1 protein-coding gene is annotated in these 718 nt (G+C 62.3%); it reads right to left on the reverse strand.

Annotated features, from left to right (window positions below; translation table 11 throughout):
- A partial coding sequence (locus CIW48_RS32945) for a transporter substrate-binding protein (RefSeq protein WP_149314521.1) occupies positions 1–718 on the reverse strand: 718 nt, incomplete at both ends.

The raw sequence follows: 718 nt of genomic DNA on the forward strand, positions 1-718 counted from the left end.
CCCTTCGGGAACGGGTCGGGCTTGATCAGCTCGGGGCTGGTGTAGACGATCTCGAACTGGCCGTCGGTCTTGGCCTTGCCGACCCGGGTCTTCGACCAGAGGTGATGGTTCTCGTCGATCTTCACGTAGCCTTCCGGCGCGCCCTTGAATTCCAGGCCCGGCGAGGCCGCCACCACCTTGTCGACGTCGAACGAGCCGGCCTTCTCGCAGGCCATCTTCCACAGGAACGGGCCGAGATAGGCCGCCTGCGTCACGTCGCCGATGACGGTCTTCTCGCCCCACATCTTCTTGAAGGCCGCGACGAACGCCTTGTTGTTCTCGTTGTCGATCGACTGGAAGTACTTCATGCAGGCATAGGCCCCGGCGATGTTCTCGCCGCCGATGCCGTCGATCTCGTCCTCGGTGACCGAGATCGTCATCAGCACCTGCTTCGACAGGTCGATGCCGGCCGCCTTGAGCTGCTTGTAGAACGCCACGTTCGAGCCGCCGACCATCGTGGCGAAGATCACCTTCGGCTTGGTGAGCTTGATCTTGTTGATGACCGAGTTGAACTGGGTGTGGCCGAGCGGGAAATACTCCTCGCCGACGACCTTGCCCTTGAGCACGTTCTCCACGTGCTTGCGGGCGATCTTGTTGGAGGTGCGCGGCCAGATGTAGTCGGAGCCGATGAAGTAGAAGCTGTCGCCGCCCTTCTCCTTGTGGACCCAGTCGAGGCCGG

It is taken from the genome of Methylobacterium sp. P1-11 (assembly GCF_008329595.1).
Lineage (GTDB): Bacteria > Pseudomonadota > Alphaproteobacteria > Rhizobiales > Beijerinckiaceae > Methylobacterium.